At 59.9% G+C, this 1,009-nt stretch carries 1 protein-coding gene; it reads right to left on the bottom strand.

The window, feature by feature from the left end:
* Positions 1–34 precede the first annotated feature (34 nt).
* Positions 35–1,009 (bottom strand): L,D-transpeptidase family protein (locus MPRO_RS01100; protein ID WP_158651712.1); only part of this gene is annotated, 975 nt, incomplete at its 5' end.

A 1,009-nucleotide genomic window follows, 5' to 3' on the forward strand; every position in this document is an offset into this window, starting at 1 on the left:
AACACTACACTAGGGGCTAGGAATAGACACTATCTCAGGGCCCGGCAACACGGGCCTGCTGAGTCACTGAAAGCTCCTTTTCTTCATCCAGATCGTGACCATAGATATCATCACGAAACTGCACCTGGCCGTCATCTTCCAGCCAGGCGGTCCAATAGGTGGTATAGACAGGCACAGGCGCTGGTAGAGACAGTACGCGGTTCTTGCCCTTGGCAATCTCCCGCTCGAGTCGCGACACCTGATCGCGACCGGCAAGACCAAACAGGCGCTTGGCCAGCTGATCCGGATACTCGATGCGAATACAACCCGAACTCAGATCCCGCACTGGCTTGTTAAACAACCCCGCGCTCGGAGTGCCGTGCATGTACACCTGATAGGAGTTGGGGAAGTTGAACTTAAGCTGACCCAGCGGATTTTTGGGCCCCGGCGCCTGCCAGAAGCGCTGCTGCGGGCTCGGGCCGCGATACAGTCGCTCAAAATCCAGTTCATTCAGCGGCAAGGCGCGCATACCGGCACCGTACCCGACCACCAGCTCAAGACCCTTGCTTTGCAGCGCATCCGGCGACGCTTCCATATCCGGTACTATATCGCGGTAGGCGATGCCGCTGGGCACGTTCCAGTCTGGACTCAACTCCAGTGAGTTAATCTCACTGACCAGCAGCGGGGTCCGCGCCTTGAGCTTGCCGACAATCGCGCGCATCTGCAGCACCGGCTGCCCTGGCTCGAAATAGCGCATCTCGAAAGCGGGGATATTCACCACCACATAGGTGCTTTCATTCCCGCGCTGCGCCTCGAACTGTGCCAGGCGCTCGCGATTCAACAGCAGTTGTCGGTAACGCATCCCTGGCGGGACCTCAAGTGCTGCACGGGAACGCCGCCCCCAAACGCCATCCGCCGCCAGCCCGTGCCGACGCTGGAATTGCATCAGCGCCACCTGCAGTGCCTCATCAAAACGCCAGGGTTCAGCCGGGGCTGTACCGACCTGCAGGTCGCCCAGCAAGATCAGTCG

The organism is Marinobacterium profundum, assembly GCF_001528745.1.
In the GTDB taxonomy this organism is placed as follows: domain Bacteria; phylum Pseudomonadota; class Gammaproteobacteria; order Pseudomonadales; family Balneatricaceae; genus Marinobacterium_A; species Marinobacterium_A profundum.